Origin of the sequence: Plantibacter sp. MMLR14_011 (genome assembly GCF_001865025.1) — a bacterium.
Classification (GTDB): domain Bacteria; phylum Actinomycetota; class Actinomycetes; order Actinomycetales; family Microbacteriaceae; genus Plantibacter; species Plantibacter flavus_A.
In genome coordinates this window covers 18,803-34,640 of record NZ_MJGW01000002.1, presented here as the reverse complement: position 1 = coordinate 34,640, position 15,838 = coordinate 18,803, and the positions used below count along the sequence as shown (strand labels likewise).

The following is a 15,838-nucleotide window of genomic DNA, read 5'->3' as shown; positions in this document are numbered from 1 at the left end:
GCCGGCACCCGACGCGGCGCCACCGGAACCGGCTGCACCGGAGGCCACCACCCCACCGGAGGCCGCCACCGAGGTGCCCAGATGCGCCGTCACTGCGACCCCACCGGTGACACCGGCAGGCATCGCGGCGACCGCGGTCGCCGACGGGCCGTTCGCCTGCAACCACGCGGTATAGCCGGCCGCACCGGCGGCGCCTGCGACGAGGGGGAGGAGGACGAGCGCCATGCGCGAGCCGACCTCCTTCGCCTCAGCGGCCACGATGGTGCACCGCTGGCAGGCGTCCAGGTGCGACTCGACCTTGGCCGTGTCCCGGGCGGAGAGGTTCCCGCGCGCGTACGATCCGAGCCTGCTGATCGTGAAGGCGTGCTCCGAGTCGTCGTCGACGGCCTGCAGGTGCGCCTGGATCCACGCTTCGCGCAGCCCCTCGCGTGCTCGGTAGGCGAGCGCGGACACCGAGTTGGCCTTCATCCCGAGGAGCGGCGCGACCTCCGCAGGCGTCATCGCCTCGATCTCCGTGTACCACAGCACCTCCTGCCATCGGGTCGGCAGGCTCCGGAACGCTCGGGCACTCAGGCTGCGATCGAGGGCCTCGATCGAGGAGGCCTCGTTCGTGTCCGGGTCCTCGAAGGAGTCCAGGGTGTCGAGCGAGGTCTCCCGACGCGATCGGCCCCACGCGGCCGCCGTGTTCCGGATGGTGGTGAACAGGTAGGGGCGGAAGGCGCCGGTGGGTCCCTTCCCGCGACGGACCGCCTGATAGATGCGCGCGAAGGACTCCGAGACGAGGTCGTCGGGATCGAGGCTCGAGGTGACGGACCGGGCGACGGTCCGTCCGGCGTTCGAGTGTCGTCGCCACAGCTCCGCGTAGGCGTCCTGCGAGCCCGTGCGGGTGTGCTCGATGAGCTCGGCATCCGATCGCTCGGTGAGCGATGAAGCCGGGGATGTGTCCAGGCTCATGATGCCTCCGTCTGCGAGCTGCGCACTACCGGGCACCGTGCCCGCCCAAGAGAGTCGGGTGGAGCGGGATCATGACGCCGATCCCTCATCTTGGCACGAGGTGTCTCGCGGACAGCCGCTGGCGCCGAGGAAGATCCGTTCCGATTGTTCTGGGAAACCGCGTCATGACCTGTTCGGGATGCACTCTCTCAGGATGAACAGCAGGATTCCCGGCGACGGGGACCCGGCTGGGTCGTCCTCGGACGGCCACGATGCGCGCCACGGCCGGCGTGCATCGGGCAACGGACCCGAAACGTTGCAGATCTCGACGGGAGGGGGCGCCTTCGTGCGTACCCGTCGACAGGCCGGGAGTGGTGCTCGGGGGCGAGCGCCACTCCCGGCCGCCTTCCCGTCCGTCGCCCGGATCAGTCGAGCCAGCCGACCTCGGGGGAGCGGTGGAAGGCGATGCCCGCGGCCGACCAGCCCTGAGCGAGGTCGGCCAGCCGGTCTCGGAAGTCGCTCCAGTCCGGCGTGCGTCGCTCCGACCAGCCGATCTCCGCGATGGACGCGATCCGAGGGAAGACGAGGAACTCGAGCGTCTGCACGTCGGCCACGGTCTCCGTCCAGAGCGGGGCCTCGACGCCGAGGATGTCCTGCTCTCCGACACCTTCGACGATCTCGGTCGGCTCCCAGACGGCGGAGCGTTCGACACTCGTGGGGCCGTCCGCCCAGGTGAGGCCGGCCGTCGCGACGCCGGGATACTGCATGTCGAGGTAGGCGGCGTCGGCCGGAGACATGATGACCTGCCCGCCCTGATCCACGAACGAGCGCAGCTTGTCGGCGTGGCCGTCCTCGGGGGAGACGTAGTTCCAGTACTGGCCGATGGTGCCGGGGGCGAGGTCCCGAGACGCGCCGAACTCGTGCCAGGCGATCGCGGTCTTCCCGGTCGTGGCGACCACTTCGGACACCCGACGGGCGAAGTGGAGGAAGTCCGCGTCAGTGGTGGCGAGCGCTTCATCGCCACCCAGGTGGAGGTACGGACCCGGAGTCATCGCGGCGAGCTGGGTGAAGACGTCGTCGAGGAACATGTAGGTGGACTCGGCATGGATGTCGAGGCTCGAGAAGCCGACCTCCGTGCCGGTGTAGGGCTCGCGGGCGACGCCGTCCGGGTTGAGTTCGGGATACGCCGCGAGGACCGCGTTCGTGTGTCCGGGGACGTCGATCTCGGGGACGATCGTGACGCGGCGGTCGGCGGCGTACTCGATGATCGCCCGGTAGTCGTCGGCACTGTACGAGCCGCCCGCACCACCACCGACCGCGGTCGCCGCACCGATCCCGGTGAGCTCCGGCCACCCGGCGATCTCGAGGCGCCACCCCTGGTCGTCGGTGAGGTGCAGGTGCAGATGGTTGAGCTTGAGTGCGGCGATCTGGTCGATGAACCGCTGCACCTGCGCGACCGTGAAGAAGTGCCTCGCGACGTCGAGCATCGCGCCGCGGTATGCGAAGCGCGGCGCGTCGTCGATGACGGTCGCAGCGATGATCCAGTCCTGTGCGTCGGCCGTCGACGCCCAGTTGCTCGGCGGGAGGAGCTGCCTGAGTGTCTGCGTGCCATGGTGGACCCCGTCGGCGTCCGCGCCGACGATCTCGACACCGGAGGCCGCGGCGGTCAATCGGTAGGCCCCGCTCGTCGTCGACAGGCGGGGGTCGACCGAGAATGCGATGTCCGCACCCGCCGAATCCGCCACCTCCTCCGTGCCGGTGGTCTCGACCGGGAGGTCGAAGCCCGTCGAGGCGCGCAGGGCCTCGGCGAGGATCCGAGCCGTGGTCGCCGCCGACGGGTCGGTACGGATCACCGAATCCGCCGACAACCGGAACGGGGGAGCGGAGGCGTCCGTGGTCTGCGACATGGGTCGGGGCAGCAGGCTCATGCGTGGTTCCTTCAGCGTCGGCGACGCGGGATCGTGGGGCCGGAACGGGGTTTGTTCGGAGGGTGAACAAGCGTCGGGCCATCTTGACACACCGGCCCCCACCGCTGCCCGCCCCCTCCACAGGACGGTGCGCGTCGGGCGTCCCGTTGCTATGCTGCTAGCAGTCGCAACTGGCGTATAGACGGAGTTCCGCTCCGCCTCAGATGGTTCACCATCGGGGAGCGACCCTGCACCTTGAAGACAAGGGCGGATTCGGCCGCACGCCTGGGCCGAAACGGCACATCACCGACATCCGTTCTGTCACAAAAGGGAGCCAGTCTTGTCCGACACCTTCAACGCGCCACTCTCCGAGGTCGATCCCGAGATCGCTGCGGTCCTCGAGCAGGAGCTCGGTCGCCAGCGCAACACCCTCGAGATGATCGCGAGTGAGAACTTCGTGCCCGTCTCCGTCCTGCAGTCGCAGGGCAGCGTCCTCACCAACAAGTACGCCGAGGGCTACCCGGGTCGCCGCTACTACGGCGGCTGCGAGTTCGTCGACATCGCCGAGTCCCTCGCGATCGAGCGGGCGAAGAGCCTCTTCGGAGCCGCGTACGCGAACGTCCAGCCGCACTCGGGCGCCACGGCCAACGCCGCGGTCCTCTCGGCGATCGCCACCCCCGGCGACACCATCCTCGGTCTCGAGCTCGCCCACGGTGGTCACCTCACCCACGGCATGAAGCTCAACTTCTCCGGCAAGCTCTACAACGCCGTCTCCTACGGCGTCGACCCCGAGACCTTCCTCGTCGACATGGACGTCGTCCGCGACAAGGCACTCGAGCACAAGCCGCAGGTCATCATCGCCGGCTGGTCCGCCTACCCGCGTCAGCTCGACTTCGCCGCGTTCCGCGCGATCGCCGACGAGGTCGGCGCGAAGCTCTGGGTCGACATGGCGCACTTCGCCGGCCTCGTCGCCGCAGGCGTCCACCCGTCGCCCGTGCCGTTCGCCGACGTCGTCTCCTCAACCGTGCACAAGACCATCGGCGGCCCGCGCTCCGGCTTCATCGTGAGCCGCGACATGGAGCTCGCCAAGAAGCTCAACTCGAACGTGTTCCCCGGCCAGCAGGGTGGGCCGCTCATGCACGTCATCGCCGCCAAGGCGACCGCGTTCAAGCTGGCCGCCACGGCGGAGTTCAAGGACCGCCAGGAGCGGACGCTCCGCGGTGCCAAGCTCCTCGCCGAGGCGCTCACCTCCGAGGCGTCGAAGGCCGCCGGCATCGACGTCCTCACCGGCGGCACCGACGTGCACCTCGTGCTCGCCGACCTCCGCACCTCCGAGCTCGACGGCCAGCAGGCCGAAGACCTCCTCCACGAGGTCGGCATCACGGTCAACCGCAACTCGGTGCCGTTCGACCCGCGCCCGCCGATGGTCACCTCCGGCCTGCGGATCGGTACCCCGGCACTCGCGACGCGTGGCTTCGGCGACACCGAGTTCGCCGAGGTCGCCGACATCATCGCTCTCGCGCTGCGCAACGGTGCCGAGGCCGGAGCCCTCCGGGAGCGCGTCACGGCGCTCGCCGAGCGCTTCCCGCTCTACCCCGGCCTCCAGCAGTAGGGGCGGGCACATGACCGCACAGATCCTCGACGGTAAGGCCACTGCCGCCGCCATCAAGTCCGAACTCGCGATCGAGGTGGCCGCGCTCAAGGAGCGCGGCATCTCGGTCGGGCTGGGCACCGTCCTCGTCGGTTCCGACCCCGGTTCGCAGTGGTACGTCGCCGGCAAGCACCGCGACTGTGCCGAGGTCGGCATGGAGTCGATCCGACGCGACCTGCCCGAGACGGTCTCGCAGGAGGAGCTCGAGGCCGTCCTCGACGAGCTCAACGCCGACGAGAGCTGCACCGGCTACATCGTGCAGCTGCCGTTGCCGAAGCACATCGACACCGACGCGATCCTCGAGCGCATCGATCCCGAGAAGGACGCCGATGGGCTCCACCCGACCAACCTCGGTCGTCTCGTGCTCAACGTGAACCGCCCGATCCACACGCCGTTGCCGTGCACGCCGAAGGGCGTCATCGAGCTGGTGGAACGTCACGGGATCAGCTGGGCGGGCAAGCACGTCGTCGTCGTGGGCCGCGGGGTCACCGTCGGTCGCGCGATCGGCCCGCTGCTCACCCGTCGCGAATACAACGCGACGGTCACGCTGACGCACACCGGAACGGTCGGACTCGACGACATCCTCCGCACCGCCGACGTGATCGTCGCCGCGGCGGGCGTCCCCGGGATCGTCACGCGCGATGCCGTGAAGCCCGGCGTCATCGTCCTCGACGTCGGTGTGAGCCGCGAGACCGACCCCGAGACCGGCAAGTCCCGGGTCGTCGGCGACGTCGCCCCTGACGTGGCCGAGGTCGCCTCGTGGATCAGCCCGAACCCCGGTGGTGTCGGTCCCATGACGAGAGTCGGACTCCTCGCCAACGTCGTCCGCATGGCCACCCCCTAACCCAGCCCGCGAACTGTCACTCGACGCTAGTCCGGCGCCCCGCGATTAGCCGGAAGTGACAGTTCGCGAGCCAGGGCGGTGAGGATGGGCGACGGGTCCGTCAGGTGCGAGCGATTCACCCGGATGACCCGCCAGCCCGCTGCCATGACTCGGTCGAGGCGATCGATGTCGTGGAAGATCTGCCGTTCATCCGAGAAGTGGGTGCCGCCGTCGTATTCGACGAGGACCCGCTGTTCGGGATACACCAGGTCGCCCAAGGCCAGAAACCGTCCGGGGGCGTCTGAGATGACCTCGTTGACGAGTGGTTCCGGAAGGCCCGCGCGGACGATCAGCAGGCGCAATGCGGTCTCCATCGGCGAATCCGTCCGAGGCCGCATCATCGAGAACGCGAGCCGCAGCCGCTTCGCGCCGCGACGGCCGTTCATCCGTGCCAGCCCGCGGACGATCTGCTGCTCCGATGCCAGTGGTCGCTTGCGGCGGAGCAACACGTCGCCGGCGATCACCAGGTCGTCCAAGGGGAGTCGGGTTCCGAGCTGACACCAGGCGTCGACGGCGGTCAGTACCGGTAGCCCTTCGACGGCGACGACCTCCCAGTGGTCCCCGTCGAGTTGATGCCCACGCACGCCCGATCCTCGAGGCGCGCGTGCCGGCGCGATGGACGCGACGTCGAGTGGTGCCTCGTGTTCCCAGGTGGGCACGGGGAGGCCGTGCAAGGCCGCCGCGCTCACGTGGCTGAAGAACTGCCCATCGTGGAGGAGTGGGGCATAGGCGTGACAGCGTCCGGGGATGTCCGTGGGCTGGTCGAGCGGTGCCCGGACGCCTCGGTGCGGCGTGGCGAGGTCGCGCGCTCGTAGCCGCGATCGAGGCACGCCGAGTTCGTCGGCTTCGGCCATGGAGAACGGCTGCTTGCTGAGTTCGAGGGGGAGGAGACGTCGGCGGACCATCCCACCACGGTGCCGACTGCGGCGTCTCAGCGTCGGAAGTTCTCCACACCCAGCCCGCGAACTGTCACTCGACGCTAGTACGAGCGGCCGGGACTAGCCGGAATTGACAGTTCGCGGGCAGGGGTGGGGAAGGTCAGGACTCTCGGGTGGCTCCGGCGGCGGGGCGGACGGGGAAGATGGTCGGGGCGGTGAAGGACGCCTCGGCGAACGCCGCCGTGACCGCCTCGGCCACGGCCGACGCCAGGGCGACGGGGACCAGGGCGATCGCCGCACCCCCGAAGCCACCGCCGGTCATGCGCGACCCGATCGCACCCGCCGCCATCGACGTCTCGACGGCCAGGTCGAGTTCCGGAACCGAGATCTCGAAATCGTCGCGCATCGACGCGTGAGAGGCCACGAGCAGCTCGCCGATCGACGTCGGCCCGTGCTCGCGCAGGGTCCTGACGGTGTCGAGGACACGCTGGTTCTCCGTCACGACGTGACGGACGCGGCGGAAGGTCTCGTCGTCGAGCAGCTCACGAGCGCGCTCGAGGTCGCCGACCGTGACGTCGCGGAGCGAGTCGGCGCCGAGCGCTGCGGCCCCCGCCTCGCAGGACGCCCGTCGTGCGGCGTACCCGCCCGACACATGGGCGTGCTCGACGCGCGTGTCGATGACGAGCAGCTCGAGGTCATGCTCCTCGAAGCCGAGGGGGATGACGTCGGTCTCGAGCGAACGGCAGTCGAGGAAGACGCCGCAGTCACGCCGGCCGAGGAGCGACGCCGACTGGTCCATGATGCCGGTCGGTGCGCCGACCGCTCGGTTCTCGGCGAGCTGGCAGATCTTCGCGAGCGTCCGGCGGTCGTGGTCGAGGTGCCAGATCTCGTTCAGTGCGACGGCGACCGAGGCCTCGATGGCCGCGGAGGAGGAGAGGCCGGCCCCGACCGGGACGTCGGAGTCGATGTAGACGTCGACCCCGGGCACCTCCTGCAAGGGTGCCCCGAACTGGCCGAGCGCCCACGCGACGCCGAGCGGGTAGGCGGACCAGCCGTGCAGTGCGTCGGGATCGAGCGCCCGCACCGAGACCTCGACGATCTCGGGTGAGAAGCTGCTCGAGACCCGGATGCGGTCGTCGTCGCGACGCCGGACGGCTGCGACGGTGCGGCGGTCGATCGCCATCGGGAACACGAAGCCGTCGTTGTAGTCGGTGTGCTCGCCGATGATGTTCACGCGGCCGGGCGCGGTCCAGAGGCCATGCGGCTCGCTGCCGAAGGCGTTCTCGAATCCGCTCGTGGCGGTGCGCTGCAGGTCGGTCATACGGGGTTCTCCTCATCGGCTGCGGCGATCGCGGCGCGCAGGGCGGTGGCGGTGGTCTCGGGCGGGACGTCGCCGATCCAGGCGCCCATGGCGGCCTCGGAGCCGGCCAGGTACTTCAGGCGGTCGGCTCCACGACGTGGGGAGGTGAGCTGCAGGTGGAGTCGGAGCTCGTCGCGGTGGACACGGGTCGGGGCCTGGTGCCAGGCGGCGATGTACGGGGTCGGGGTGTCGTACAGGGCGTCGACTCCCCGCAGCAGCCGCAGGTAGAGACCGGCGAGCTCGTCCCGTTCTTCGAGCGAGGTCGCGGCGAAGTCGGGCACGTGCCGGTGAGGCAGCAGGTGCACCTCGATGGGCCAGCGCGCAGCGAACGGGACGAACGCCGTCCAGTGCTCGCCGGCGAGGACGACGCGCTCGTCGGCCTGCTCCGCGGCGAGGACGTCGGCGAAGAGTCCGGGACCGTAGGCCTCGCTCGCGGCGATGAGTCGCTGCGTGCGCGGGGTCACGTAGGGGTAGGAGTAGATCTGCCCGTGCGGGTGGTGGAGGGTGACACCGATCTGCTCGCCACGGTTCTCGAAGGGGAACACCTGCTGGATCGAGTCGATCTGCGACAGCGCGTGCGTCCGGCGGGCCCACGCTTCGATCACCGTGCGCGCCCGGGTGCGGGACAGCGAGCCGAAGGAACCGGTGCTGGACGGGCTGAAGCTCACGACCTCGCATCGCCCGACCGAGGTGCGGGTCCGGCCGATCCCGATCGTCTCGAGGTCGGCGAGGTCGACCGGTGCGTTCTCGTCTTCGAGCAGCGGTCCGAAGGACGGCGACTTGTTCTCGAAGACCGCGACGTCGTACTGGTCTGGGATCTCGGAGGGGTTCGAGGGGCTCGCGGGCGCGAGCGGGTCGAGGTTCGCGGGTGGCAGCATCACCCGGTTCTGGCGGGCGGCGGCGATCGAGATCCACTCACCCGTCAGCGGGTCCTGGCGCATGGACGCGGTCGGCGGACGTGGGGCGAGTTCGCGAGCGTCGGGCAGGCGCTCCGCGGGCAGCGTCGTGTCGACGTCGTCGAAGTAGATGAGCTCGCGACCGTCGGCGAGGCGCTGGGTCGAGCTCGCGATCGCCGGGTCGATGACGAAGGTGTCGTCGAGTGGGGGCATGGGGATCCTCAGAACGGGTTGTCGAAAGGAAACGTACAACGTTTCGCCTTGAAAAGTATAGGCAAGTCAGCGAAGATTCAAGCATGTCCGACGACGAGCCGACGCAGTTGCCCGCCCCACTGCGACGCGACCGCATCCGCGAGCTCCTCGATGAGCGCGGTTTCGTGCGCGTCGCCGACATCTCCGACGACTTCGGCGTCTCCCGGGTGACCGCCCGGACGGACCTCGACACCCTCGTCGACCAGGGCGAGGCCGTCCGCGTGCACGGAGGTGCGATGCCCGTGCAGGGACGCGGCGCCGTCGAGTCGCCGATCGAACTCGCGACCGCGACCTCGGCCCACGCGAAGCAGCGGATCGGTGAGGCGGCGGCCGCGATGGTGCGCTCCGGTCAGAGCGTGATCGTCGACGTCGGCAGCACCGGCCTCGCCCTCGCCCGCGCGCTCAAGGCTCGCCGCGACCTCGCCGACGTCGTGGTCATCACGAACGGCCTGACCATCGCGCTCGAACTCGAGTCGGAGATCCCGAGGTTCTCGGTGATCGTCACAGGTGGATCGCTTCGGCCGCTCCAGCATTCGCTCGTCGATCCGCTCGCCGGTTCGCTGCTCGGCCAGGTCCACGCCGATCTCGCCTTCATCGGGTGCAACGGTGTCGACGCAGGCCATGGCGTGACCAACGTCAACCTGCCCGAGGCCGAGGTGAAGGCCAGGATGGTTCGCGCCGCCGAGCGGGTGGTCGTGGTCGCCGACGCCTCGAAGCTCGGTGTGCGGCAGCTCGGCCGGATCGCCGGGCTCGAGGCTTTCGACGCCCTCCTGACCGACGACGGGGCCGCGCCCGAGACCATCGCACTCCTCCGGGAAGCGGGCCTCGCGGTGACGCTCGTCCCGCTCGGCGACTGACCTCGCGTCCAGCAGTCCGTATCGCGTCGCGCCCCGGCACTCGCGCGCCGACGGCCCGGTGCGGCAGCATGGTCGCATGAGTGATCGAGCGCATCCGGCCGTGTCCATCGTCGAGCAGACGCTGCGTGATCGCGGGGCCCAGGGCGAGATCACCTGGCTCGACGATGCTGCTCGAACCGCGGCGCTCGCAGCGGAGGCCCTGGGGATCGAGGTCGGGGCGATCGCGAACTCCCTCGTGTTCACGCTCGACGGCGAGCCGACCCTGATCCTCACGAGCGGTGCCCATCGTGTCGACACCGCCTGGGTGGGCGAGCGGCTCGGTGGACGGCTGAAGCGCGCTGACGCCGAGGTCGTCAAGGCGGCGACGGGACAGGTCATCGGCGGTGTCGCGCCCGTCGGTCACCCGGAACCGATCCGCACCTACGTGGACGAGGCGCTCGCCGCCTACCCGGAGGTCTGGGCCGCAGCCGGCCATGCGCACACGGTGTTCCCGACGACCTTCGAGGAGCTCGTGCGGGTGACCGGTGGGCAGGTCATCGCGGTGGAGCCGCCGACGGATCCTGCGGGGTCGTCGGCAGCTGCGTCGGCGTAGCCACTGGAGCGGCCAGGGCGTCCGGCGGTGTCCCGTGCTGCTTCGTCACCCGGCTCGGCGGCAGCGGAGCCGTCGCGGTCACGCCGTTCCTGCGCCCCCACCAGGTGCTTACGACGGCTGCCGCGACACAGAGCGCCATCGGGATGAGCATGAACGGTCCGCCGGCGCCCTCGCCCCGTTCGAAGACCTGGTCGGTCTGCGACATGAGGGCTGTGGGGACGAGGAGGAGGACGTTGTTCGTCGCGTGGATGAGCACCGGAGCCTCGAGGCCGCCGGTCCCGCGGGCGGCGAAGGACATCGAGGCGCCGAACACGAAGTAGTAGGCGATGAGCCAGGGGTCGCCCGCGAAGTGCACCGAGGCGAAGACCGCGCCGGAGACGACGGTGCCGACGAGGAACGCGGTGATCGGTCGACTGAACCAGGATCCGACGGAGCGCTGGATGAGGCCGCGGGCCCCATACTCCTCGCCGGCAGACTGCAGCGGCGTCGTGAGGATCACGACGGCGAGCATCGCGATCATGGTGCCGTCGACCACGATGGGCTCGAGCGGGGAGAGCAGGACGGACGCGCCGACGTACACGATCCACACCGGGACGATGATGAGCGCCAGACGCCCGAGCCAGTGCCAGCGGAAGCGCCCCTCCACCGAGGAGAGCCACCGTGGACGGACACCGAAGATCGCCCACTGGATGAGCATCGACACCGGGATGAGCGCGGCGAGCGACAGGTTGTTCGCGAGCATCGTCACCGGCGTCAGCGTCATGAGGCCATTCGCGACGTCGTCGAGCGTGTACGCCCCGGTGGCCACGTCCACGATGAGCGAGATGCCGCCGAGCGCGATCGAGAGGATCAGGAACCCGACGACGAGCAGGAGGAGCGCGAGTGCGCCACGCCACCAGGCTGGTGCGGCGCGGAGGGCGTGGTCGTACGTCGCGAGCTGCCGCTGAGGCACTGCTGGATCGACGGGCGTCGAGGCCGGCGTCGAGGCCGGTGTCGTCGAGGGTGATGGCGAAGGCGTCTGCGGGTCCTGTCCAGGGTTCGTCATGCTGCCAGGGTAGGCAGCCGTCGCGGCAGCACGCGTCCCCCGAGCGATGGACGACGAGCGACGGATACCCAGTGATCGACCTGGTCCCGAACGCGCGACGGTGGGAGACTGACCGGTATGGCCGGACATCGCATCTTCACGACGAGCTTCGCCAGCGTGTACCCGCTCTACGTCGCGAAGGTGGAGCGGAAGGGCCGTACGAAGGCCGAGGTGGATCAGGTCATCACCTGGCTCACCGGCTATGACGACGCCGCGATCGAACGGGTGGTCGCCGACGGTACGGACTTCGAGACCTTCTTCGCCGACGCGCCGGCGATGCACCCCGATGCGTCGCTCATCACGGGCCTCATCTGCGGCATCCGCGTCGAGGAGATCGAGGACCCCCTCATGCAGCGCGTCCGTCAGCTGGACAAGCTCGTGGACGAGGTCGCGAAGGGGAAGAAGATGACCTCGATCCTCCGCACCTCCGCCTGACGGCCGAACGCGAGACCCTCCGATGACGCACCGGGCCGCCGGGCGAGTGCGCGACGGCACTGTGCTCGGAACCCGGTCGGATCAGTGCGCGAGCACCGGCTCCGCGGACGCCTCCGGGGCGTGGTGCAGGGCGAGTCCCTGGTTGCGTCGGCGGAACAGCAGCGCCGCCGTCACCGCACCGACCGCGAAGAACCCGGCACCCCAGAAGTACGCGGTCTGGTAGCTCTGGATCGCGGCCTGCGCCAGCACCTCGGGGGTGGGCGGCGCGTTGTCGGTCACGTACGCCGTGGCGGCGCTCGCCGCGAGGGTGTTGAGCAGCGCCACACCGATCGACCCTCCGACCTGCTGGCTCGTGTTGACCGTCGCCGAGGCGACCCCGGAGAACGCCCGGTCGACACCGAGCGTCGCGGTCTGCATCGAGGCGGGCATGATCGATCCCATCGCGAAGCCGAGCACCATGAGCGCGGGCATGACGTTGCCGACATAGGAGCTGTCGAGGTCGAGTCGGGTGAGGAGGAGCATGCCGATCGCCCCGAGCGTCATGCCGAACGGCACCATGACCTTCGGCCCGAACCGCGGGACGAGGAGGTTGGTCCCCAGCTGTGCGGCGAGCACGAGCATCGCGATCATCGGGAGGAAGGCGAAGCCCGTCTGCTGCGGTGAGTACCCGAGCGAGGCCTGTAGGTAGTAGGTGACGAAGAGGAAGATGCCGAACATCCCGGCCCCGGCGATCATGACCGAGATGAACGCGGCGCCGCGGTTGCGGTCGAGGATGATCGACAACGGGAGGAGCGGGTGCGCGGCCCGGCGCTGCCAGAGGACGAACACGACGAGGAGCACGGCTGCGGCGGCCAGGAAGGCCCAACTGAGCGGTGAGTCCCAGCCGTCGGTCTCGGCGTTGGCGAATCCGTAGACGAGGCTGAACAACGCACCCGAGACGAGGACGGTGCCCGGAACGTCGAGCCTGGGGCGGGGGCCGGTCGTCTTCGGTGTGGTGATGAAGAGGACCGCCCCGACGATGGCGACCACGGCGATCACGACGTTGATGTACAGGTTCCAGCGCCAGTCGAACTGCTCGGTGAGGAATCCGCCGAGGAGGAGACCGACCGCGCCACCTGCGCCGGCGATCGCCCCGAAGACGCCGAACGCGCGGGCGCGCTCCTTCGGGATCGTGAAGGTGGTCGTGAGCATCGCGAGCGCGGTCGGCGCGAGGAGGGCTGCGAAGACGCCCTGGAGTGCCCGCGCGGCGACGAGGGTGCCGAACGAGTCCGCGGCGCCTCCGAGGGCCGAGGCGATCGCGAACCCGACCAGCCCGATGATGAACGCCCGCTTGCGACCCATGAGGTCGGACAGGCGTCCGCCGAGCAGCAGCAGGCTGCCGAAGGCGAGGGAGTAGGCGGTGACGATCCACTGGCGGTCGCCGTCGGAGAATCCGAGGTCGGCCTGGGCGGCGGGCATCGCGATGTTCACCACGGTGGCGTCGAGCACGACCATGAGCTGGGCGAGGCCGACGGTGACGAGCGTCCACCAGCGGCGTGAGGAGACTGCCGGGGTTCCGGCGGCGAGGTTCGAAGTCATGCTGAGGACTCTATACGGAACTGGACAGTTTCGGAACCGAATAGTTCCTGAACGTTCGAGTTCCTGAACTATGCTGTTCTCGGAGACGAAAGGGAGGTGAGCCGCGATGACGCAGCTCGAGACCCCACCCGCAGCGCCGAAGCTCGGCCGGAAGCGCGATCACACGCGGGACGCCGAGATCCTCGACGCCGCGCTCGACGTCCTCGCCGACACGGGCTACGCCGGGATGACGGTCGACATGGTGGCAGCACGTGCAAAGGCCGGCAAGGCGACGCTCTACCGCCGATGGGCGTCGAAGTCCGAACTTGTGATCGACGCGGTCGCCTGCATGAAGCAGATCGATCCCGACTTCTCGAAGCTGCCCGACACCGGTTCACTCCGCGGCGACCTCGTCGCGATGATCAAGGCGCCGTCCATCGCCGAGGGTGAGCGCAAGATGCGCGTATTCGCCGGAGTGATGTCGATGATCTCGGATGCGCCCGAGCTCACCGAGTCCGTCCATGCGGCGATCGTGGAGCCGCGCATGGCGGTCAACCGCTTCCTCCTGCAGCGCGCGATCGACCGCGGGGAGATCCGGGCGGACACCGATGTGGAGACCCTAGCGCTGATCAGCCAGGCGATGGTGAGCTATCGCGTGCTCATGCTGCGGGAGCCGGTCACGCGCGACTTCCTCGTGTCGGTGATCGACGGCGTCATCATCCCGGCCGTCCGGAAGTAGCCCGATGGCCGACGGACCCGCCCGATCTCGAACCGGGCTGCTCGATCACGCGGCGCCGGTCCATCTCGGGACACCGGACGCCCCACTGCACTTCACGGGTCTCCGCGAGCCCGGCGGACGCCACCTCATCGTCGATGGCGAAGAGGCGTTCGAGTTGAGCTTCCCGTGCGGTACCTGCGCGCTGCTGTTCCGTCGTCTGGACGAGGGTGCCCGGGCGCTCGCCGAAGGCGCACTGCACGATCATCTGGACGAGGGCGTGCCGGCGATCGACGATCCCTCGTTGCGCGACCTCGTGTCGATGATCCTGCCCGAGGCGACCTACCTGCCGCTCCTGCTCTCCATCGAGCCCGTCCTGGTCACTCCGGGTGACGACCACGACTACTTCTCGCGGGAACAGGTCGTGCATCGCGGCATCGACCCCACCCTCGGTGCGCCGGAGGACCCGGCGACCGGCTACTACCGCGGCCCGACCCGGACGACCGGCGAGCACGAGACCCTCTTCGAGTTCCTGGTGCCGATGGTGCAGCCCGGTCGGAACGACCGCGAGCGCGTGGCCTCGTACGAGGAGCGGCTTCGAGCCGGGGGAGCGGCGACCGTGCTCGCGGTCTCCGTGCTGGACCGGACGCAGCCGTTCGACAGCTTCGACGCCCACACCGGTCTTGTGCATTTCGTCCTCGACGGCCACCACAAGTTGGAAGCAGCTGCACGTGTCGGGGTCGCGATCACCGTCTTGTCGTTCGTGTCGATCGACGCGAGCCTCGCTGACGAGGCGACGGCGATCGGCCTCCCGGAGCTGCTCGCGCGCTGATCACATCGAGTGTGAGACCGGGTGGATCACGCAGCGCTGGATCCCCCGATCCCTGCGCGACCCACCGGTCGAGGCGATGAGCGTCGCGCACCCCTGTCGCGAGCACACAGCCCACTGACGCGTGGACTGCGTCGGCATCACCTCCATCAGTGTGACACGAATAAGTCGTTCGTACCAGTTAGAGAAAGACGTCGGCTGTGTGAGCTCCGAGCCTCTAGGCTGAGGCCCCGACCGGCCACGGTCGACGGATACGGCGCCGATGGATCGGAGTCGGAACACAGGCTGTCCGAGGAGGTCAGGATGCCGAGGACGCGACGAACGCCGACGCAGGAGCGCGGGCAGGTGACGCAGGACGCGATCGTCGAGGGTGCCGCGACCGTCTTCGACCGCATCGGTTACGGGAACGCGAGTCTGTCGATGATCGCGGAGGCGTCCGGGATCTCGCAGGGGTCCATGTACTTCCACTTCAAGTCGAAGGAGCAGATCGCCCTCGCGGTCATCCACGAGCAGCACGACCGGTCGATGCCGCTCATGGCACGGGTGTCGGAACAGTACGACGGAGTCCTCGAGCGGCTCATCCGCATTTCTCGCGCCATGGTCGACCAACTCGAGAACGACCCGGTCGTCCGCGCCGGGATCAGACTCACGCTCGATGAGGGTTCGCTGAGCCAACCGGCCGGCGCGTTCTACGAGGACTGGATCTCGGGGACGGCCGCTCAGCTCGACCTGGCGCTGCAGGCCGGCGACCTGGAGAGTTCGATGTCGGCACCGGACCTGGCCCGCACGCTGATCGGATTCTTCACCGGTGTCCAGCTCACCGCCCAAGTCACGGTCGGCCGTTCGGACATCGCAGCGTCGGTCGACCGCATGTGGCGGCTCGCGATCGACGCCATCGTCCCCCAGGCGAGGCGGGCAGCGGCGACGCAGGTCCGGGAGGACGCCTTCGGCGCTGGGGGCGATGTGCGCCCGGCGCCACCAGCCGCGTCGATCTAGCGATCCACCTGGC

General features: G+C 69.4%; 15 protein-coding genes and 1 riboswitch. Of the genes, 8 read left to right on the top strand and 7 right to left on the bottom strand.

Annotated features, from left to right (window positions below; all coding sequences use genetic code 11):
* Together BIU99_RS19875 and BIU99_RS02990 are read right to left on the bottom strand one after the other, a co-directional pair.
* On the bottom strand, nucleotides 1-954 hold a 954-nt coding region (locus BIU99_RS19875; RefSeq protein WP_175484344.1), incomplete at its 3' end, for a sigma-70 family RNA polymerase sigma factor.
* Nucleotides 955-1,358: 404 nt separating this feature from the next.
* The gene (locus BIU99_RS02990; protein WP_071259427.1) at nucleotides 1,359-2,861 is read right to left on the bottom strand and encodes a beta-N-acetylhexosaminidase; all 1,503 of its coding nucleotides are present in this window, start codon (nucleotides 2,859-2,861) and stop codon (nucleotides 1,359-1,361) included.
* A gap of 158 nt (nucleotides 2,862-3,019) precedes the next feature.
* Nucleotides 3,020-3,138, top strand: a riboswitch (ZMP/ZTP riboswitch).
* Between the two features lie 42 nt (nucleotides 3,139-3,180).
* Here BIU99_RS02990 and glyA point away from each other — a divergent pair.
* Both glyA and BIU99_RS02980 read left to right on the top strand, forming a co-directional pair.
* Nucleotides 3,181-4,452, top strand: a complete 1,272-nt coding sequence (gene glyA / locus BIU99_RS02985) for a serine hydroxymethyltransferase (protein WP_064296623.1) — start codon at nucleotides 3,181-3,183, stop codon at nucleotides 4,450-4,452.
* 10 nt (nucleotides 4,453-4,462) lie between these two features.
* Nucleotides 4,463-5,335, top strand: coding sequence for a bifunctional methylenetetrahydrofolate dehydrogenase/methenyltetrahydrofolate cyclohydrolase (locus BIU99_RS02980; protein ID WP_071259424.1), 873 nt, complete (start codon nucleotides 4,463-4,465; stop codon nucleotides 5,333-5,335).
* A gap of 26 nt (nucleotides 5,336-5,361) precedes the next feature.
* Here the strand turns inward: BIU99_RS02980 and BIU99_RS02975 are convergent, their stop codons facing one another.
* The 3 genes from BIU99_RS02975 to galT form a co-directional block, all read right to left on the bottom strand.
* On the bottom strand, nucleotides 5,362-6,279 hold the full coding sequence (locus BIU99_RS02975) for a hypothetical protein (protein WP_071259422.1): 918 nt from the start codon (nucleotides 6,277-6,279) through the stop codon (nucleotides 5,362-5,364).
* Nucleotides 6,280-6,412: 133 nt separating this feature from the next.
* Nucleotides 6,413-7,573, bottom strand: a complete 1,161-nt coding sequence (gene galK, locus BIU99_RS02970) for a galactokinase (protein ID WP_071259420.1) — start codon at nucleotides 7,571-7,573, stop codon at nucleotides 6,413-6,415.
* Nucleotides 7,570-8,721, bottom strand: coding sequence for a galactose-1-phosphate uridylyltransferase (gene galT / locus BIU99_RS02965; RefSeq protein ID WP_071259418.1), 1,152 nt, complete (start codon nucleotides 8,719-8,721; stop codon nucleotides 7,570-7,572). Before galT ends, galK begins: the two co-directional genes overlap by 4 nt.
* Before the next feature lie 83 nt (nucleotides 8,722-8,804).
* Between galT and BIU99_RS02960 the strand changes: the two genes are divergently transcribed.
* Both BIU99_RS02960 and BIU99_RS02955 read left to right on the top strand, forming a co-directional pair.
* On the top strand, nucleotides 8,805-9,617 hold the full coding sequence (locus tag BIU99_RS02960) for a DeoR/GlpR family DNA-binding transcription regulator (RefSeq protein WP_071259415.1): 813 nt from the start codon (nucleotides 8,805-8,807) through the stop codon (nucleotides 9,615-9,617).
* 76 nt (nucleotides 9,618-9,693) lie between these two features.
* Nucleotides 9,694-10,209 (top strand): YbaK/EbsC family protein, encoded by a 516-nt coding sequence (locus BIU99_RS02955; protein WP_071259414.1) that lies wholly within the window; start codon nucleotides 9,694-9,696, stop codon nucleotides 10,207-10,209.
* On the opposite strand, the gene BIU99_RS02950 is transcribed toward BIU99_RS02955, so the two are convergent.
* The gene (locus BIU99_RS02950; protein WP_175484343.1) at nucleotides 10,151-11,254 is read right to left on the bottom strand and encodes a CPBP family intramembrane glutamic endopeptidase; all 1,104 of its coding nucleotides are present in this window, start codon (nucleotides 11,252-11,254) and stop codon (nucleotides 10,151-10,153) included. The two genes, BIU99_RS02955 and BIU99_RS02950, sit on opposite strands and share 59 nt — an antisense overlap.
* Before the next feature lie 117 nt (nucleotides 11,255-11,371).
* Here BIU99_RS02950 and BIU99_RS02945 point away from each other — a divergent pair, with 117 nt between their 5' ends.
* Nucleotides 11,372-11,728 carry a DUF2200 domain-containing protein gene (locus tag BIU99_RS02945; RefSeq protein WP_071259410.1) on the top strand — a complete coding sequence of 119 codons (357 nt, stop codon included), beginning with the start codon at nucleotides 11,372-11,374 and terminating at the stop codon, nucleotides 11,726-11,728.
* An 81-nt stretch (nucleotides 11,729-11,809) separates the two neighbouring features.
* Here BIU99_RS02945 and BIU99_RS02940 read toward each other — a convergent pair whose 3' ends face one another.
* Nucleotides 11,810-13,306 carry an MFS transporter gene (locus tag BIU99_RS02940; RefSeq protein ID WP_071259407.1) on the bottom strand — a complete coding sequence of 499 codons (1,497 nt, stop codon included), beginning with the start codon at nucleotides 13,304-13,306 and terminating at the stop codon, nucleotides 11,810-11,812.
* A 106-nt stretch (nucleotides 13,307-13,412) separates the two neighbouring features.
* Between BIU99_RS02940 and BIU99_RS02935 the strand changes: the two genes are divergently transcribed.
* The 3 genes from BIU99_RS02935 (at nucleotide 13,413) to BIU99_RS02925 (ending at nucleotide 15,825) form a co-directional block, all read left to right on the top strand.
* Nucleotides 13,413-14,024, top strand: a complete 612-nt coding sequence (locus tag BIU99_RS02935; RefSeq protein WP_071259406.1) for a TetR/AcrR family transcriptional regulator — start codon at nucleotides 13,413-13,415, stop codon at nucleotides 14,022-14,024.
* A gap of 4 nt (nucleotides 14,025-14,028) precedes the next feature.
* Nucleotides 14,029-14,832 (top strand): hypothetical protein, encoded by an 804-nt coding sequence (locus BIU99_RS02930; protein WP_083397173.1) that lies wholly within the window; start codon nucleotides 14,029-14,031, stop codon nucleotides 14,830-14,832.
* Between the two features lie 300 nt (nucleotides 14,833-15,132).
* Nucleotides 15,133-15,825: a ScbR family autoregulator-binding transcription factor gene (locus BIU99_RS02925; protein WP_071259404.1), complete on the top strand. Its 693-nt coding sequence runs from the start codon at nucleotides 15,133-15,135 to the stop codon at nucleotides 15,823-15,825.
* The last annotated feature ends 13 nt before the right edge of the window (nucleotides 15,826-15,838 follow it).